We start from the raw sequence: 16,158 nt of genomic DNA, 5'->3' as shown, positions 1-16,158 counted from the left end.
ACGCCATGGATAAGTTAGCCCTTACTTTTCAGTCACCTATTTATTTATGGGGGCTTTTAAGTTTACTCATCCCTATTGCCATTCATTTTTTAAGTAAACACAAAGGTAAGCTTGTCCCCTTCGCCCATATTGCTTTAATTACGGTAAAAAATACTGCACAACTCAATCAGGCCCGCTTAACACAGTGGTTATTACTCATATTGCGCCTACTCATTTTACTGATGCTATGTGGATTACTCACGCAAGCATTTTGGAAGCATTCAACCCCATCAGATAACCAAGCGATATTAATTACAGCAGACTGGATCAGTCAAAGCGATGACTCCGAAAAGCAGCAGCTAGTGGACAGTTATGCTGCTAACGTATCTGGTAATACTTGGCTAGTGGTAGACTCAGCAAAACAAGTTACCCCACTAGAACCATTTAATTTTGTTGAACTAAAACGACTTTCTGAGGAATATAATCAGCAACAAAGCGCACACATAAAACCTTTAAATTTGTGGGCAAGCGTTGCTGCTATCTCCCATACACTTTCTAATAAACAAAACTTCACTGTATTCACCACCAATAGATTGAATCAATTTAGCGGTGCTAAACCCCTAATACAAAACCCGATAAACTGGAAAATAAAACCTTTGCCAGTATCAAATATTGCTGCAACTCTTAGGGCTAATGTCACGGTGGTAAGTGATAATAACCATCAAGAACAAGTGACATATCTCAAGGGCGCTGTAAACGCCTTAACAGATACCTTGCCTGTTGATTTATCGGTAGATTACTTTAACAGCCAGCAAATTCCTGAAAATTTTATTACTAATTTAAAAAGTGATAGTGGGCATCCATACATCATTTATCTTGCTGATTCTGCTGTACCTGATAGCTGGACAACTAGCAACCTAACAATAATAAACAGCCAACAGCTTGAAGACTATAAGACCCTAGCCTTTCCTTTAACGCTAGCGTCTTTAATATTTGAAAATCAAACACAGGCTTGGTTTGCAGACAATGCCAGGCTATCTGACACGCAAATATCCCAACTACCTAAAGTAGGCCAGCAAGATTCACAAACAGCCGTCACTACTGGTACTAACCTACATATTTATTTACTTTTATTATTGGTACTACTGCTTATGGCAGAGCGCCTGATAAGTGAGTGGCCTGCAATCAAGGAAAATGCAGGTGAGGGTAACTAATATGACACACTCATCACGCAATGAAATGGATACCTCAGATACTATTAAGGGGCTAGTTAAACGCATACAAAAACGCTTAGTCATTCAGCGCGCCTTACAATCCTTGGCAGTCATTCTTCTTATTTGGGCATGCTTTTACTTATCAATTGGCGCAAACTATCTTGTCTATATAGCGTTAACTTGCAGCTTTATTTTGCTTTGCTGGCAAGTAACAAAAACAGCTAAATACAAAGCAGTGTCTGCTGACTCCCTATTACAGCACCTTAATAGAGAGTTTCCCGAATGTGAAGAAAGTGCGCACCTTGTTATTGCACCACAAGCGGCTTTAACCTTACTTCAAAGGTTACAAAGTAAACGGATAACCCCCAAAGTACAAAGCATACTGGCTAAGGATCTATCAGCTCACCTCCCCCAGTACCCTGCAACCTTAGCCATTGCAGTCATAATTATAACTTTATTGCTGACACTGACCCTCAAACTAGTAGATATAGAGAGCTCTCAAAACACCCCGCAGAGACAAAAGCAAGTAGATAACATACATAAAACCCCAAAAGCCGTGACAATCGAGCAAGTTCTAATATCAATAGAGCCTCCCAGGTACACTCGGCTAGCCAAGCGCGACGTTTCGGATTTCAACTTAGAGATAGTCACAGGCTCCAAAGTTAGTTGGCAATTAATACTATCTAACCCGCCCAAAGACTCCCCACTAGCTATTATGCTTGGCGAGCAAGTTATCCCTTTGATTGAAGATGAACAAGGCAATTACCTAGCTAGCGCTTTGATAGATACCACTTCTGTTTACTTTGTTTCGGACAATCACACTGCTATTTCCGATATTTACACAATTGCAGTCACCCCTGACAGTGCTCCGCAAATCCGTTTTATCGAGCCAACACAAACCATCACCGAAATTCCTAACAATGCGACACCTAAATTTGTCACTAAAGTCGAAATCTATGATGACTTTGGTTTAGAAAAAGTAGAAATTTTAGCCTCTATTGCCAGTGGCTCTGGAGAATCAGTTAAGTTCAGAGACCAGACGTTTGCATTTGATTCGCAACGAGATAACCAGGGTAAATCAGAGTTTCTAAAAGAGTGGGATTTATCAGCACTGAAGATGCAACCAGGAGATGAACTCTACTTTAGTGTGCGGGCTTTTGATAATAGGCAGAAAAACAGTTTGCCAGCACCACAACTGAGTCGCTCCGCCAACAAAATTGTAAGATGGCTGGAAGATGAGGAAGAAGGCATACAAAGCGACGGTATTTTGCTTGATTTCGTTCCTGAGTATTTCAAAAGCCAACGACAAATCATCATTGAAACCCAAGAGTTGATTGCTAACAAAGCAAACATGGAAAATACAGACTTCATTGAAACCTCTCGGGATCTTGGCGTTGCTCAAAGTGCACTTAAAAAGAAGTACGGCCAATTTTTAGGAGATGAGTTTGAAAGTGGCACCCTACACACAATGGAGTCATGGCCTAGTCATCATCACGAAGAAAATGAAAAAAGCAAGGCTTTAGCCCACCCTCTACTTGAAGCTCATGCCAAACAAGATGAGCATGAAGAAGCACTACGCACAGAGTCTGCATCCCATGAACACGATAACAGCGAGCTTGATGCCACTGAGGATGACAAATCAGGATATAGCCAAGTCATAGCGCAATTTGGGCACGCACATGGGGCCAGTGACGATGGAAACTTTGTAAAAAAAGGGATACCTAGTCCAATTACCTTGATGAAAAATTCTATCGCTAATATGTGGCAAGCAGAATTACATTTACAATTAGCAGAGCCTGAAAAAGCCCTACCCTATGAAAACCTAGCTTTGGAATTTTTAAACCGCGCTAAAAAAGCAGAACGTATTTATGTAAAACGACTCGGTTTTGAGCCTCCGCCGGTTTCTGAAAAAAGAAGGTACGAAGGTAAACTTTCCAAGATACTAAGCTATCAACGCAACGAACAAATAGAAATCAGCAAGCCTAAGGTAGATGCCATGAAAAGGCTACTTGTTTTACTAAACCACACATCAACAACAAGCGTCACACCAATAAATGCCAAACAACTTGAAGATATTGCATTAATCAAAGGGCATTTTAGCGAGCAACTTGACACATCCCCCACGGATATTGCATTTATAGCCACCTTAGAAAAAATGAACCTAGCCAAAGCCTTACCTCTATCAAACTGTGAACAATGCTTAAAAACTTTGGCTGCTAAGTTATGGCAAGCATTACCTCAGGCCACGGCAGAACCAGCCAATCAATTAACTCATTACTCAATCGCTAACCCAAGCCTTAAAAAATATGCTGAGTTTCTACAACTGAATCAGCAAGGGATGACACCATGATTTTTTCTTTAGGGGAGTTATCAGCACACCCGATTATGGCTGTGATATTACTAACCTTAGTATTACTTACGTTTGCTATCAGTAGTTATTTAGCGGCGAAGCGACTTAGCGCACATAAAGCCCGATTAACCTTAGTTGTACTTAGCTCGGTTATGGCTGGTCTATCCCTTGTAGGGCTGGCCATAGATATAAAACTTAGTACTGAGTCCCCCCATCCCACAGTGCTTATAACGCAAGGTGCCACGAGTTCTCAATTAGAGCAACTTTACTCATCTAATCAAATCCTAGCGTTAGAGCCAATTGATAACACACTTCGCAGCCATAAAATATTTAAAAACGCCGCAGTAATTCAAGACTCAGCACAAATATTTACCTCAGGTATAGACTTGCAAGCATTACAAATAGTTGGGGCGGGTGTATCAAAGCAGCAATGGCAAAACTTACACGCAATTTTATCTCCAGATGAAATATCAAAGCTAGATATTTCATTTACCCCAAGCCCTCCGTCTTTAGGTTTGGTAGATATCACCTTTTCAAAAAGTGTAGTGGTTGGGCAGTATCTAGAAATTACTGGGCGTTTACAGGGGCGTTTTAACGGCCAAGATAAAGACACTATATATGAGTTGTCTTTACTAAACCCCATCGATGAAGTGATTGAAACTCAGCGAATAAAATCAGGCGAATCCTTTAAATTTACGGCGGCAACTAAGGCACCAGGACAATGGCTTTATAGTTTGCAATTAAGTATATCAAACTCTTTAAAACCAATTATTGATGAAACTCTTGCAGTGTCTGTACGTAATAACCCTCCTTTGAGAATACAAATAAAACAATCAGCTCCCTCTTTTGAAACTCGGCATTTTTCAAATTGGGCAAGCCAGTTTGGCACTAAGTTGTTTATCAGCACTAAAATAAGTAAAAGCAAAGATATTACCCAAGTCATTAATTTTTCCGATGAAGAGCTCTCTCAACTAAGCTCCCCACTAAACCTAGAAGCCTTACATACTTTTGATACCTTAATACTTGATGGGCGAACCCTACTAGAGCTAACACCGGAACAAATTGCAGCCACTTCAAAAGCGAGCAAACAAGGATTAGGGGTATTAGTTTTAGTAGATAATGAGTTGCTAGCAGCATGGGCTAGTATCAAGGTAGATTGGCTGCGTAACTTCTCCATTCAAGCTTTAGATGTCGCATCATATTCTCGTATTCCAGTTTGGGAAAACAGTAAAATTGAAGAGGCCATAGACGTTATCAGAGCAGATTTACAAGCAATTAGTGGTGAAGTATTAGTTTCAGGTAATCAGCTTTCAACCTTAGTTGCCATGGAAAAATATGGATTTGGGAATATCGCACTATCTTTAATAAATAATAGCCATATGTGGCAAACGTCTGGAAAAACAGCAGATTATAGCCATTATTGGCAAACTCTTATTCACAAAATAAGTAGGCCCAACCAAGGTAATTATTGGCTACCAGAGGACGACAAAAACATTACATTCGTAGGGACACCTACTAGTAGATGCTTCATAGGAAATAACACTACAGCATCCTATCTGGCGTTATCTGCACCAAAGTCAGACTTAAACCACTCGGTATACCTGAATCGTGATCCTCTACAAGAGGATAAAAACTGCGTGCAACTATGGCCTGAATATCAAGCTTGGTATCAACTAAGTACTGCCCTCACCGACAAAGACCTTTCAAAAAATTTAGCAGTATCTTTTGGCTACGTATACGGACAAAACCAGTGGGTAGCCCACAGGCTATCGCAAAACACAGAAGCCACAAAGCAAGTATTATCAAAGCACCCAAGAACAACTAGTAATCACTATTACCAAGATATTAATAAGCTTTGGCTTTGGGTAATATTGCTTTTATCTTTAAGTGTTTTATGGGTAGAAAGAAAGCTATTTTAAGCTATGAACGACGATAGATTGATTGCCTAAACAATCACACTAACATCAAGACAGCAGCACAAGCAGTCATGCCTATCACTAACCATCGATAGCTTTGCTCTGCAATTCGTTTCACTACCCAGACTCCACACCAAGCTCCTAGTGCAATAAAGGGTAGGCAACTAAGGTTTAACAAGAAGGAGTTAACCGTGATGCTATGCCAGCTAAATATATGAAACGGCACCTTAAACAAGTTTATACCTAAAAAGAACCAAGCAGCGGTACCTATAAACTCATTCTTAGGTAAACGCATACTAAGAAGATACAACGCCATAATTGAGCCAGCTAGGTTACCAATCATAGTGGTTATCCCACCTAATAACCCCATTAACAGCGCAAACCATAAGTAGTCTGGAATACGCTCTTTATTGGCTTTTTCCATCCATACCATCATGGCCAAACTTACAAAGATGATCACACTCATTATGGCTCTAAAAGCTTGATCATCAATCACTTGTCCCAACCAGGTGCCAATTATTACGCCTATGGCTGCCGACGGAAACAATTTACCAAGGTAACCCCAGTTAGCATGCCTGTGGTAATAAAATACCGCAAAAACATCCGCCATTATCATCATAGGTAACATTAAACCCGTGGATCCTTTACCACCAAAAATCAGTGCCAGTAAAGGTACAGCTAGCATCACAATTCCATGAACACCTACTTTAGCCATACCTACAAAAAACGCGACTAAACATAGCAATGCCGCATCTTGAAAGCTTAATGTATAACCAAATAGTTCAATCATTGATTAGCTGTAATCACCTTGATTTAACACTTACAATGCCTTTTCCCAAAACATAGCCTTACCCATTTTAGGGTCTAGTTCATATCCTGAAAATCCAAATTTTTGATACGCTTTTTGAGCAATAACATTACCTTCAAGTACCTCAAGAGTAACTTTACAGCATCCTTTTTTCATCGCAATAGACTCTATTTTTTGCAACAAGTACTGACTGACACCGCGTCCGCGAAACTCGCTACTTACAACTAGATCATGAATATTAATTAGCGGTTTACACTTAAACGTCGAAAACCCAATAAAGCAATTAGCTAATCCAGCGGGCTTACCACCTAAATAACAAATAATGCTAAATGCGTTAGGTACTTTTGATAAAGCATCGGTAAGGCTATCTTTCACATTTTCACCCAAAGGAGCATTACCGCCCATTGGATCAAGGGCGTATTGATTAAGCAGGTAAATCATATCTTGCGCTTGTTTTGGTTCAAGATAGTCAATAATTTGAACATCAACTGTCATATTCAGGTTTCCCATGTCAAATAATCTAAATACAGTTATTGGCTAATGGCAGAAAATGTTGCCCTAGTTAAAGACTGTAAATCAGCAGCACTAAGTTCAATTTCTAAACCTCTGCGCCCTGCACTGACAAAAATAGTCGTAAAGTGTTTAGCGGACTCATCAATAACAGTTTTTAACGCTTTCTTTTGACCTAAAGGACTTACACCACCTAATACATAACCCGTTGACCGTTGTACTTCTTGTTTGTCTGCCATTTCAGCTTTCTTTCCGCCACAGGCTTTAGCAAGGCTTTTCATACTTAACATTGAGTCTACAGGTAAAATAGCCACCACTAAGTTCGCGCCATCAAGTTTAGCTACTAGAGTTTTGAATACTTGCTTGGTAGGTAAGTTAAGCTTTTCAGCTGCTTCTAAACCATAAGATTGACTACTAGCATCATGTTCATATTCGTGAATGGTATAAGCTACCTTGGCTTTTTTGGCTTGATTAATTCCAGGTGTCATAAAACATTATTCGTCAGCAATGCAGTATTTCTGTAGTCGAGCTTTAACTAAGCGAATTTCACCTTCATCACGCTTAGATTCGGCATCCACCATATCCATTCTAGCTTCTTGACACTTAACCTTATTAGTTCGACGGAGCACAACAGCAGGGTCTGTTTCATACTCTTTAATACCGTTCTCACCTAAATAATCTTCACTACCTTTTTCGGCCTTTTTACCATGAGATGGCTCATGGTGTGCGGCACATCCAGCAAATAGAATAACAAAAGCTAGAATAGTCGTTTTTATATACATAGTAATTCCTTCGTATGGCTCTAATATTAAAATCTTAATTTTTAAGATTTTTGTACTTTATGTTGCGCTATTATTGGCAACTCTCCACTTAAGCCCATTGCATGTCGAATAATTTTATCTTTTGCAAATGGTGTATGCTCCGCCAAACTTAAGCCCATACCTCGAAGTATTTTTTTGACGGGCTGCTCTTTAGCAAACAAACGTTTAAAACCTTCCATTGAGGCGACCATCTTAGCGGCTTCTGTTTTACGCCAACGCTCAAAAGGTCGCAAATTTTTTGCTAATGAAAAATCTTTATCATCTGCGACTAATTTTAAAATATGCTCAGCTAGCGCAGCAGCATCTAAGATACCAAGATTGGCGCCTTGCCCAGCTAAAGGATGAATAGTGTGGGCCGCATCACCAATGATGACCACTCTATCTTTTACCCATTGCCTTGTATAGCGCATTTTAAGTGGGTAAGACTGCCTGTTACTTACAAGCTCGCATAAACCTAATGTCATATCAAAGTTTACACTCAAGGCTTGGTTGAACTCAGAATAATCCATAGACAAAAGCTCCTTAGCACGAGCGTCATCCTGAGACCAAACAATAGAACAAAGATGCTCATCCCATAGAGGTAAAAAAGCTAAAGGCCCGGAGGGTGTAAAAACTTGCCTGGCAACATTATTGTGAGGCAAGGCTGTTTTTACTGTTGCCACAATTGCATGCTGATCATAATCCCAAAAAGTTTGTGGAAAGCCAGCCAACTTTTTAACGAGTGAATTAGCCCCATCAGCACCAATAACTAAGCTCGCACTTAACTGGGAATTATCATCAAGGCTAATAAAGCTCTCCTGCTTACCAAATACAAGTTGACTGATTTTGTTTGGAGCGAATATTTCAATATTCTGGCTTTGGGAAGCTTGCTGCCACAAGCTATGTTTTACCCCTTGATTTTCAACTATGTAACCTAATTGAGGTTGTTGAACCTGCTTGGCATCAAAGTGTATTTTTCCAAAACTATCCTTATCCCACACCGCCATTTCTTTATAAGATGTTAATCTGTCACGGCTAATATGTTGCCAGGCTCCAAGTGACGCTAGGACATTTTGGGATGCCAAGGTTAATGCACTAACCCTGAGTTCTGGCTCACCACTTGGTGCGCCTTCACTTGAACTTGCATCAATCACAGCGATAGATAACCCAGACTTTTGTAAGGCTAGTGCTTGGGTTAACCCCACAACACCTGCCCCTATTATGGCAATATCAAAATGTAACATTTGTTCACTTAGCCTTACGTATATTATTTACCATTAGCCATGATATCTTCTATTTCTGCAATGGTTTTAGGAGCAGCTTGAGTTAAGTTTTCATAACCATTTTCGGTAATAAGTAAATTGTCTTCAATACGAATACCTATGCCTTGCCATTTTCGATCAACCTTTGCATCAGGGGCAATGTAAATACCTGGCTCAACGGTTAAAACCATCCCAGGTTTAAGGGCCCTGTCTTGGCCATCAACTTTATGATGACCAACATCATGCACATCTAGCCCTAACCAATGACTTAATCCATGCATGTAATACTCACGATAAGTCTGCTGTTCAATATTTTCAGCTAACTCACCTTTTAAAATGCCTAAATCTATTAGACCTTGAGTAATGACTTCTTTCACTAAATCATTGGCCTGTTGAATCGTATTATTCGGCTTAATCAGGGTAAACGCTTGTAACTGGGCCTCTAGTACTATCTCATACAATTGGCGCTGTTCTTTTGAAAAAGTTCCCGAAACTGGAAATGTCCGGGTGATATCCGCAGCATAACCTTGTAGTTCACAACCTGCATCAATCAGCACTAGATCACCTTGGCGCAACGCTTGATTATTTTCGGTGTAGTGTAAAATGCAGGCATTGCCACCACTTCCCACTATGGTCCCATAAGCAGGGTGTTTAGCACCATGCATAGCGAACTCATGATGAATTTCTGCCTCTAAATGATATTCGTTTTTCCCAGCTTGAGAAAACGTCATGGCGCGAATGTGTGCTTTACATGCAATGTCAGCAGCTTTACGTATGATTTGGATTTCAGCGTCAGATTTTATCAAACGCATTTCATCTAAAATAACACGGATATCAATAATACAACTCGGAGCTCGTCTGCCCTGTTTATGAGCACAGCGTAACCCTTCTAAAATCTCAAATACTAGCTCATCGGTACTAGGATTATGCCCTTGGGCAAAATATAAGTGTTGATGACAATCAATTAAATCGAATAACAGTCCGTCCAACTCTTCCAATGGAAACGCCATATCAAGCTTAAAATGTTTTTTAGCTTGCTTGGGACCATAGCGTCTGCCATGCCAAATCTCTTGCTCTGGGTCTTTATCTAAACAAAATAAAACAGACAGGCCATTAGCATACTCAGTGTGATTAGATAGAACTAAGTAAGCATCAGGCTCTGGAAATCCCGTAAGATATTGAAAGTAACTATCTTGCCTAAAGGGGAAGTGGGTATCTCTACTTCGAGTAACTAAGCTAGCAGCAGGGACAATAGCAATGCTGTTTGGCAACATGGCTTGTAACAAGCCCTGTCGAGCTTGACTAAAATCAGCGGTGTTCATATATGGATAAAATCACTCTTTCTTAAACAGCGGGAGCTACAGCAGCTTAGTGTACCGTTTTAGGCTCACCTTGTTGTTGTTCCGGTGACTTACCCAATTCGTTGAAACATAACATAGCGGTAACGCGAATATATTCCATCACTTCAAACAAAGCTTGTTCCGACTCTTCGTCTTCACTCATTTCTTCATCCATGCGGGCTATTTCTGCAAAGTCTTCTAATCCTTCTTTAACATCGTCAGAACAACCGGTTAAATCGGCTTGATGCAATCCAAAACCTAACATAAACCCTTGCACCCAAGTGAGCAGTGCTTGGCCTCTTTCATTTATTGGTGCTGAGTCTTCGGGCAAACATAAACTTAATGCAAAATCACTTTCAATTAATTGCTGACAGGTATCGTCATAGAGTTTTTTAAACGCATTTTGCACCTCTGGAGAAAAAGACTCGCCCTGATTGATAAAATCAGCCAAAGGCTCCATCCAATCTAAACACTCTAAAGGCATACCACCGCCTAACATGCCACATATCATTCCTTGTACTTCTGCAGCGCTGGTTAAAATATCGTTTCGCTCTAAAAGTGCACAGAGCGTATCAAAAAGGTTAGTTGACGTATTCAAGATAATTTCTCAGTATTTCTCTGGGGGAACAGTGTTTTTAACACACTCCATTAACAAGTCTCTATGCTATCACTGTCAATAAATTAAACCCAGACAGTCAGGGGTGTAAATCATATTTAATCAAGCAACTCAACTAAAACTCTAGGGCCTAAAAAGTATAAGAAAGCTCATCTAGCCCTAGTATATTCGGATAGTTACCGATTATAATATCGGTGTTAATGCTGTCGCATCGCCTGAACAGCATATCAATCATTTTTCTAAGCCTCCTGGAATGTTAGCCAGTTTAGTAATGTCCCTGGCCGATGCTTTTTACCTAGGAAGTTGATTCCACTACTATTGTGCAAGCTTGGCTCGTACCGAGAAGCCTGAGGTAATGATGATACTTCCGCCCTGAACTTTCGGTTCACGGGCGAACACTAGACAGCGGCATTTTGGGAGGCACCCATTTCGACAACACAATGGATTATACGGTGGTCAAATGAACCAAGAAGAGCAATTGAAACTACATGGAAAAAGTGCGTTAGACGCCCTAACTCCTATCGTAAAGTGGAAATACGATAATTTTCACAAAGTGATGCTTGCAGAGTTTTCGGTAGACAAAGAAGAGCAAGTTTTAATTACGCTTCAGCAAATATTTCCAGATTCTTGGGATGCAAAAAGTATTAAAAAAGCCCCCCCTAAGGTCAAACACTATGCGGGACCTTTTGCAAAATTAGTGAAGAAACAGAAATTACTAAGTGCCAATCCAGATAACCATCCCCGAGTTATGGCGGCTTGGTGGCCTTGGGGACATGGAGCAACGGTTTCTGTCCGGTTATTTTTAACGAATACAGAACCCTACGTCGAAGAAACAAGTTTATTTAGTAAATTACGTAACCTCTTTGCCTAAAATAAACACAAGGCAAAGCTTGACCAGATGGTCAAGTATAAACTAAGATTTTAGCTTTATAAGAGTTGCGTTTATTTCTAGTCTAAAAAGATTCAGTTAGAATAAGGCCATTGCTCAATAATATTAAATAACAACTAAGGCAGCTTTATGGCCATAATTAACTTTGGTTCCATCAATATTGATCACGTTTATCAAGTGGAGCATTTCGTACAACCCGGTGAAACTCTTGCATCAAACGGATACCAATGTTTATTGGGTGGTAAAGGAGCAAACCAATCCATTGCATTAGCCAGAGCTGGAGCAGATGTTCGCCACGTTGGTAAAATTAACGAAACAGATGCCGCTTTCAAGCAAAGCATGATCCGTGATGGCATTAACTGCAAACACATCTCTTGCACTGACACCCCATCAGGCCACGCAATAATTCAAGTCACACCATCTGCCGAGAATGCCATTGTATTGTTTGGTGGTGCAAACCAAGAACTAACACCGAAAGACGTAATGCACGCACTCGATGAAGTAAAATCAAGTGATTGGGTATTAACTCAAAATGAAACCAGCTGTATTGATGAAGTATTACGACAAGCTAAAGACAAAGGTCTAAAAGTTGCCTTTAACCCAGCTCCGATGACTGAGTCAGTGAAACATTTACCCCATGAATGTATCGACTTGTTAATAGTCAATGAAGTAGAAGCAGAAGAGATTTCCGGAAAAAACAACTTAGATGAAATCGAAGCGTATTTTCGCGAGAACTGGTCACATGCTGAGATACTCATCACCTTAGGTAAAGCGGGGGTAAGAATGCTTAAAAAAGATAAAAGCATTGATGTGCCCGCATTTTTAGTGGACGCAATAGATACCACAGCCGCTGGTGACACATTTATTGGTTACTTTTTATCTGCATACAGTGAGCATGCAGAAACCAAGGCTGCTTTGTTAAGAGCTTGTGCCGCTTCAGCCTTAGCAGTAATGAAAGCAGGTGCAGCCCAATCTATTCCTACCGAGAAAGACGTTGACCGCTTTCTTGCTAAACAATAATACCAAACTATTACCCCAAAGATTTTCAACGGAGAATTGTTCTTATGAGTCACAAAATTATTCTTGATACCGATCCTGGTATTGATGATGCCATGGCAATCTTTTTTGCCTTTCAACATCCTGACATTGATGTTTTGGGGTTAACCACTGTTTATGGAAATGTTCCAGTTGAAATGGCAGCTAAAAATGCAATTACCTTATGTGACCTAGCAGGTAAAAACATCCCCGTTTGTAAAGGTGTTGGTATGCCTTGGGTTGGGCCAGAATCCAGCTATGCACATTTTGTACATGGTGATGATGGCTTTGGAAACATTAATTTTCCAGCTGCAAAAGGCGAGCTCGATCCTCGTAGCTCAGCGCAATTTATCGTAGATATGGCACGTAAGTATCCGGGCGAAATAACCATTGTTGCCATCGGCCCTTTAGGCAACTTAGCCCTAGCCTTGCGCTTAGAGCCTGAGTTACCAAAACTAGTTAAAGCCGTCTCCATAATGGGCGGTGCAGCCTTTGTAAGAGGTAATGTTACCCCTGTCGCTGAAGCCAATATTTGGAATGATGCCCACGCTGCTGAAATTGTATTTGGGGCATCTTGGGAATTAAACATGTTTGGCTTAGATGTAACGAATGCCTGTCCATTTAGTCCTGAATTTTTGACACAACTAAAAGAAAACAACCAAAAACTAGGTGGCTTTGTCCATGATGCAGCACAGTTCTACGTTAAGTTTTATTCACAAAACCGTGATGAAGATGTGTGCTTCTTCCATGATGCTATGCCCATTGCGCACCTAATAGATCCTAGTTTATTTGAATTGCAAACTGGCCACGGCAGAGTCTCTACAGACCCTCTCAATAGAGGCCAAACCTCTATTGCACTACCTAATACTACTGCTAGCCCAGATTGGCTAAATGCAGAATTAGTCAATGTTGCAACTAAAGTGGATAACGAGCGTTTAACCAAGTTATATTTAGATACTTACAAACTATAACCATACTAAATGGCTGCGTTTAATAAGTTAAACGCAGCCATGCCATGTTGGATATTGTCGATATGTCTCACCAAGCATTACGGTCACAAATACGCCAAGAACGACAAAACCTTTCCCTCCAGCAGCAACAGCACGCAGCTATTCAAGTGCTTGATATATGTCAAAAACAACTGCACCTAGAGAAAGTGAATACTATCGCTGTTTACCTAGCGAACGATGGCGAAATTAACCCCAGTGAAATAATTAAATATTGTTGGCAAAGTAACAAACGTGTTTTACTGCCAGCTATGCATCCTTTTTCAAAAGGTCATTTAGTTTTTGTTGAGTACCTTGCCAACAGCCCAATGAAAACTAATCAATATGGTATTAAAGAACCAATCGTCACAACTAACAATATTATCCCCCTTGCAGAAATAGAGCTAATTATGACCCCATTAGTTGCATTTGATGCGAAAGGAAACAGGCTAGGTATGGGCGGAGGCTACTATGATCGCACCCTAGCCCCGATAAAGCGATACAACTTAAACACACAACTTATTGGCTTAGCACATAGCTGCCAACAAGTTGATACTTTAGATGCAAACTACTGGGATATTCCATTGCATGGTATCGCAACACCAAAACAATTCTTCAAGACCCCAAATTGCGTTAGGGATTCGTCACTCTGCTAGGTTAGAATATTGTTAATATTCGCTTTTAAGCTAAACAAGTCATGACACAAGATCAAAAGAAACAAGCGGCGGCTCAAGCTGCTATTAAATATGTTCAACCCGAATCCATAGTAGGTGTTGGTACCGGATCCACTGTAAATTATTTTATTGATGGGCTAGCCGAGATTAAACACGACATCATAGGTGCAGTTTCTAGTTCAGAGGCCTCAACAAAGCGTCTCAAAGCTCTAGGAATTGAAATATTTGAACTTAACTCAGTTGATAAGCTTGATGTTTACGTAGACGGTGCTGATGAAATCACTGAGCATAAACATATGATTAAAGGCGGTGGAGCAGCACTCACCCAAGAAAAGGTCGTAGCGGCAGTTGCAAAGCAATTTATTTGCATCATAGATGATTCAAAGAAGGTGCCTATTTTAGGAAAATTTCCACTGCCAATAGAAGTCATACCTATGGCTCGCTCGTACGTTGCCCGTGAAATAGTAAAGTTAGGGGGAGATCCACAGTACAGGGAAGGTGTTATCACAGATAACGGCAATGTCATTATAGATGTCTTTAATTTAACCATACTAAACCCAGTAGAGCTTGAAGAAAAACTCAACGCCATAGTAGGAGTGGTAACAAATGGGTTGTTTGCCAAACGCGGCGCAGACACTGTAATAGTAGGCACAGAAAACGGCGTTCATACCATCAATTAATGCCACTGCATCACAACATTTAAATTCGAAGGCCATCATTAAATAATAGTTACTCACCTATAATTTAAGGCCTTCTATCCCCAATATTAATCTATTTATTCATACCATGAAGCCATATCAATTAGCCAAATAAAGTTTGCTAGGCAAAGCTATCAACATACAGTTGTTGCTAACAAATTATCAGCCGTTAAAGGTACAGGAACAAATAAATGTCGAATCAATTTACAGGTAAAACAGCTGTGATTTCTGGCGGAGCTGGCGGTATTGGGTTAGCTCTAGCCTTAGAATTTGGTCAGCTAGGTATGAATATTGTTATTGGTGATATAGACACTAAGCAGCTAGCAGAAGCTGAGCAGCAATTAAAAACTCTAGGTATCAATACACTGACCTGCCCATTAGATGTGACTCAATACCAGCAATGGTTACAATTGCTTGACTCTGCAGAAGCTGAGTTTGGTGATATTCATATGCTAATTAACAATGCGGGAGTTGGTGGCCTACCAGGCTCTATAGATGATACCAAAATCGACACTTGGAAATGGGTATTAGACGTAAACGTGATGGGTGTTGTTAATGGCACCCAAACTGTCGGCTCTAAAATTAAAGCTCATGGTCAAGGTGGTTGGATAATCAATGTTGCTTCTATGGCTGGTATGAATGGTGTCGCCTACTCTGGTGCCTACGCTGCATCTAAAGCGGCAGTGGTTTCTATGTCAGAAAGTTGGGCCGCTGAACTTAAAAAAGACAAGATTATGGTGTCTGTCCTTTGCCCTGCATTTGTTAAAACCCGTATCCATGAGTCACTTAGAAATCTGCAACCTGAGTACCAAAGCGTTAAACAACAAGGGGCCACTAAAGCGCAATCTAAAGGGGGGATGGGTCAAGCTGCTGCATTAGTGGAATCAGGAATTCCTGCTAATATGTTAGCTAAACGAGTTGTAGAAGCACTTGACTCAAAGCAAGCTTATATTTTTACTCACCCCAACTATAGACAAGGTGTGGGTTACCGTTCTCACCTACTTGATAAAGCATTTGCAGATGCCGAAAACAGCCCTATCGTTGGCCACCTTAAAGACGATGAAATTGTTATCTTGTAAGT

General features: G+C 40.4%; 16 protein-coding genes and 1 other RNA gene. 10 read left to right on the top strand and 7 right to left on the bottom strand.

Going from position 1 to position 16,158, the window contains the following annotated elements:
- Positions 1–5: 5 nt before the first annotated feature.
- The 3 genes from ACMUMK_RS04565 to ACMUMK_RS04555 are packed head-to-tail and all read left to right on the top strand — an operon-like array spanning position 6 to position 5,462.
- Positions 6–1,193 carry a BatA domain-containing protein gene (locus ACMUMK_RS04565; RefSeq protein ID WP_414699940.1) on the top strand — a complete coding sequence of 396 codons (1,188 nt, stop codon included), beginning with the start codon at positions 6–8 and terminating at the stop codon, positions 1,191–1,193.
- Position 1,194: 1 nt separating this feature from the next.
- Entirely contained in the window at positions 1,195–3,543 is a 2,349-nt protein-coding gene (locus tag ACMUMK_RS04560) for a hypothetical protein (RefSeq protein WP_414699939.1), read from the top strand.
- Entirely contained in the window at positions 3,540–5,462 is a 1,923-nt protein-coding gene (locus ACMUMK_RS04555; protein ID WP_414699938.1) for a hypothetical protein, read from the top strand. Before ACMUMK_RS04560 ends, ACMUMK_RS04555 begins: the two co-directional genes overlap by 4 nt.
- A 34-nt stretch (positions 5,463–5,496) precedes the next feature.
- On the opposite strand, the gene ACMUMK_RS04550 is transcribed toward ACMUMK_RS04555, so the two are convergent.
- The 7 genes from ACMUMK_RS04550 to ACMUMK_RS04520 are packed head-to-tail and all read right to left on the bottom strand — an operon-like array spanning position 5,497 to position 10,777.
- Positions 5,497–6,249 carry a sulfite exporter TauE/SafE family protein gene (locus tag ACMUMK_RS04550; RefSeq protein WP_414699937.1) on the bottom strand — a complete coding sequence of 251 codons (753 nt, stop codon included), beginning with the start codon at positions 6,247–6,249 and terminating at the stop codon, positions 5,497–5,499.
- Between the two features lie 30 nt (positions 6,250–6,279).
- Positions 6,280–6,762, bottom strand: a complete 483-nt coding sequence (locus ACMUMK_RS04545; RefSeq protein WP_414699936.1) for a GNAT family N-acetyltransferase — start codon at positions 6,760–6,762, stop codon at positions 6,280–6,282.
- A gap of 35 nt (positions 6,763–6,797) precedes the next feature.
- Positions 6,798–7,265, bottom strand: coding sequence for a Cys-tRNA(Pro) deacylase (ybaK, locus tag ACMUMK_RS04540; protein ID WP_414699935.1), 468 nt, complete (start codon positions 7,263–7,265; stop codon positions 6,798–6,800).
- A gap of 6 nt (positions 7,266–7,271) precedes the next feature.
- A complete protein-coding gene (locus tag ACMUMK_RS04535) occupies positions 7,272–7,559 on the bottom strand; it encodes a hypothetical protein (protein WP_414699934.1) in 288 nt (95 codons plus the stop codon).
- A 41-nt stretch (positions 7,560–7,600) separates the two neighbouring features.
- Positions 7,601–8,821 (bottom strand): FAD-dependent oxidoreductase, encoded by a 1,221-nt coding sequence (locus ACMUMK_RS04530; protein WP_414699933.1) that lies wholly within the window; start codon positions 8,819–8,821, stop codon positions 7,601–7,603.
- A gap of 23 nt (positions 8,822–8,844) precedes the next feature.
- Complete coding sequence (gene pepP / locus ACMUMK_RS04525; RefSeq protein WP_414699932.1) at positions 8,845–10,161, bottom strand: Xaa-Pro aminopeptidase; 1,317 nt, start codon at positions 10,159–10,161, stop codon at positions 8,845–8,847.
- 46 nt (positions 10,162–10,207) lie between these two features.
- On the bottom strand, positions 10,208–10,777 hold the full coding sequence (locus ACMUMK_RS04520; RefSeq protein WP_414699931.1) for a UPF0149 family protein: 570 nt from the start codon (positions 10,775–10,777) through the stop codon (positions 10,208–10,210).
- Between the two features lie 260 nt (positions 10,778–11,037).
- On the opposite strand from ACMUMK_RS04520, the gene ssrS reads away from it, so the two are divergent.
- The 7 genes from ssrS to ACMUMK_RS04485 all read left to right on the top strand — a co-directional run bounded on the left by ssrS (position 11,038) and on the right by ACMUMK_RS04485 (position 16,156).
- Positions 11,038–11,219, top strand: a non-coding RNA gene (ssrS, locus tag ACMUMK_RS04515) — 6S RNA.
- Between the two features lie 36 nt (positions 11,220–11,255).
- Positions 11,256–11,666 (top strand): hypothetical protein, encoded by a 411-nt coding sequence (locus ACMUMK_RS04510; RefSeq protein WP_414699930.1) that lies wholly within the window; start codon positions 11,256–11,258, stop codon positions 11,664–11,666.
- A gap of 147 nt (positions 11,667–11,813) precedes the next feature.
- Positions 11,814–12,704, top strand: a complete 891-nt coding sequence (locus ACMUMK_RS04505) for a ribokinase (protein WP_414699929.1) — start codon at positions 11,814–11,816, stop codon at positions 12,702–12,704.
- 44 nt (positions 12,705–12,748) lie between these two features.
- The gene (locus tag ACMUMK_RS04500; protein WP_414699928.1) at positions 12,749–13,690 is read left to right on the top strand and encodes a nucleoside hydrolase; all 942 of its coding nucleotides are present in this window, start codon (positions 12,749–12,751) and stop codon (positions 13,688–13,690) included.
- 44 nt (positions 13,691–13,734) lie between these two features.
- Positions 13,735–14,361 (top strand): 5-formyltetrahydrofolate cyclo-ligase, encoded by a 627-nt coding sequence (locus tag ACMUMK_RS04495; protein ID WP_414699927.1) that lies wholly within the window; start codon positions 13,735–13,737, stop codon positions 14,359–14,361.
- Between the two features lie 41 nt (positions 14,362–14,402).
- On the top strand, positions 14,403–15,059 hold the full coding sequence (gene rpiA, locus ACMUMK_RS04490; RefSeq protein ID WP_414699926.1) for a ribose-5-phosphate isomerase RpiA: 657 nt from the start codon (positions 14,403–14,405) through the stop codon (positions 15,057–15,059).
- Between the two features lie 209 nt (positions 15,060–15,268).
- Positions 15,269–16,156 (top strand): SDR family NAD(P)-dependent oxidoreductase, encoded by an 888-nt coding sequence (locus ACMUMK_RS04485; RefSeq protein WP_414699925.1) that lies wholly within the window; start codon positions 15,269–15,271, stop codon positions 16,154–16,156.
- The last annotated feature ends 2 nt before the right edge of the window (positions 16,157–16,158 follow it).

The organism is Paraglaciecola sp. 2405UD69-4 (genome assembly GCF_047525415.1).
In the GTDB taxonomy this organism is placed as follows: domain Bacteria; phylum Pseudomonadota; class Gammaproteobacteria; order Enterobacterales; family Alteromonadaceae; genus Paraglaciecola.
Note: the sequence above shows the minus strand (reverse complement) of the source record. Positions and strands in the feature narration are given on the sequence as shown.

Excerpts from the sequence above, each read along its gene's own strand:
- ACMUMK_RS04565 (WP_414699940.1), top strand. The coding sequence starts at position 6 with ATGGATAAGTTAGCCCTTACTTTTCAGTCACCTATTTATTTATGGGGG.
- ACMUMK_RS04560 (WP_414699939.1), top strand. The coding sequence starts at position 1,195 with ATGACACACTCATCACGCAATGAAATGGATACCTCAGATACTATTAAG.
- ACMUMK_RS04555 (WP_414699938.1), top strand. The coding sequence starts at position 3,540 with ATGATTTTTTCTTTAGGGGAGTTATCAGCACACCCGATTATGGCTGTG.
- ACMUMK_RS04550 (WP_414699937.1), bottom strand. The coding sequence starts at position 6,249 with ATGATTGAACTATTTGGTTATACATTAAGCTTTCAAGATGCGGCATTG.
- ACMUMK_RS04545 (WP_414699936.1), bottom strand. The coding sequence starts at position 6,762 with ATGACAGTTGATGTTCAAATTATTGACTATCTTGAACCAAAACAAGCG.
- ybaK (WP_414699935.1), bottom strand. The coding sequence starts at position 7,265 with ATGACACCTGGAATTAATCAAGCCAAAAAAGCCAAGGTAGCTTATACC.
- ACMUMK_RS04535 (WP_414699934.1), bottom strand. The coding sequence starts at position 7,559 with ATGTATATAAAAACGACTATTCTAGCTTTTGTTATTCTATTTGCTGGA.
- ACMUMK_RS04530 (WP_414699933.1), bottom strand. The coding sequence starts at position 8,821 with ATGTTACATTTTGATATTGCCATAATAGGGGCAGGTGTTGTGGGGTTA.
- pepP (WP_414699932.1), bottom strand. The coding sequence starts at position 10,161 with ATGAACACCGCTGATTTTAGTCAAGCTCGACAGGGCTTGTTACAAGCC.
- ACMUMK_RS04510 (WP_414699930.1), top strand. The coding sequence starts at position 11,256 with ATGAACCAAGAAGAGCAATTGAAACTACATGGAAAAAGTGCGTTAGAC.
- ACMUMK_RS04505 (WP_414699929.1), top strand. The coding sequence starts at position 11,814 with ATGGCCATAATTAACTTTGGTTCCATCAATATTGATCACGTTTATCAA.
- ACMUMK_RS04500 (WP_414699928.1), top strand. The coding sequence starts at position 12,749 with ATGAGTCACAAAATTATTCTTGATACCGATCCTGGTATTGATGATGCC.
- ACMUMK_RS04495 (WP_414699927.1), top strand. The coding sequence starts at position 13,735 with ATGTTGGATATTGTCGATATGTCTCACCAAGCATTACGGTCACAAATA.
- rpiA (WP_414699926.1), top strand. The coding sequence starts at position 14,403 with ATGACACAAGATCAAAAGAAACAAGCGGCGGCTCAAGCTGCTATTAAA.
- ACMUMK_RS04485 (WP_414699925.1), top strand. The coding sequence starts at position 15,269 with ATGTCGAATCAATTTACAGGTAAAACAGCTGTGATTTCTGGCGGAGCT.